Source organism: Paenibacillus thermoaerophilus (genome assembly GCF_005938195.1).
Lineage (GTDB): Bacteria > Bacillota > Bacilli > Paenibacillales > Reconciliibacillaceae > Paenibacillus_W > Paenibacillus_W thermoaerophilus.
Genome location: NZ_VCQZ01000058.1, coordinates 1 through 1,213, shown reverse-complemented (window position 1 = coordinate 1,213; position 1,213 = coordinate 1). Strand labels below are relative to the sequence as shown.

1 protein-coding gene is annotated in these 1,213 nt (G+C 54.7%); it reads right to left on the bottom strand.

Translation table 11 applies throughout. From position 1 onward, the window contains the following. On the bottom strand, positions 1-1,174 hold a 1,174-nt coding region (locus FE781_RS17315), incomplete at its 3' end, for an IS256 family transposase (protein ID WP_425464980.1). Between the last annotated feature and the right edge of the window lie 39 nt (positions 1,175-1,213).

Below are 1,213 nucleotides of genomic sequence, written 5' to 3'. Positions count from 1 at the left end.
AAAGGGCTTGTTCTCCTTGAACCACTTTGGCCATGGACTCTTTGCTGAAATACCGGTGCGAAACTGTCCATTCGTCCTGCTGTTCCATTAAAATGGCACCGATGAGTCGAATGACAGACTCACGATTCGGAAAGATCCCGACGACATCGGCACGTCGGCGGATCTCCCGATTCAAGCGCTCTAACGGATTGGTGGAATGAATTTGCCGCCAATGCTCCCTGGGAAAGGCCATGTAGGCCAGTACGTCACTTTCTGCCTGCTCCAGAATATCCATGGCTTTCGGGAACTTCCCACGAAGTTGCTGGGCGACTTGTCGGAGTTGCATTACAGCCGCCTCTTGGCTCGGCTGCGCAAAAATCGTCCGGATGATCGACGAGACCATCGATTGCGACGACTTCGGCACCTGGCTCAGGACATTGCGCATGAAGTGAACACGGCAACGCTGCCAAGTGGCGCCCGCCAGAACCTGCTCAATCGCTCTGCGCAACCCTTCGTGAGCATCACTAATCGCCAATTGCACGCCTCGAAGTCCCCGAGCGACCAGTTTCCGTAGGAACTCAAGCCAAAACGAGCCGTCCTCGCTCATGCCAAGATCAAAACCGAGAACTTCCCGGTCCCCGGTCTCCCGGATGCCGATGGCCACGACAAGCGCCATGCTGCGTACCCGGCCGCCCTCGCGTACTTTCGGGAACGTGGCATCCAACCAGACATAAGGAAATTGTCCCTCGAGCGGGCGCTCTTTGAATGCGATCACGACTTCATCGAGCTCCCGGCATATCCGGGATACTTCGCTTTTGCTGATGCCTTTCATGCCCAGGGATTCAACGAGTTCATCGACTTTTCGCGTACTGACGCCGTGTATGTACGCTTCCTGTACAACGGAAAGCAATGCCTTTTCCGCGCGCTTCCGGGGTTCAAGCAGGGAGGGGAAGTAGCTGCCTTTGCGAAGCTTCGGAATGCTCAGATTGAGCGTTCCGACCCGTGTATCCCACTCCCGCTGCCGATAACCGTTGCGCTGGTTGGTTCTTTCCGTGTTTCGTTCATAACGCTCGGCACCGATCTGGGCCGCTACTTCCGCCTCCATCAAGGAATGAACAAGCACATTCAAGGCTTCTTTGAGAAAGTCTACATCACCATCAGAACCGGACTTGCGCAAAAGCTCCAAAAGTGACATTCTATCTATAGAAGCCACGGTTTGATCCTCCTTCTAAAG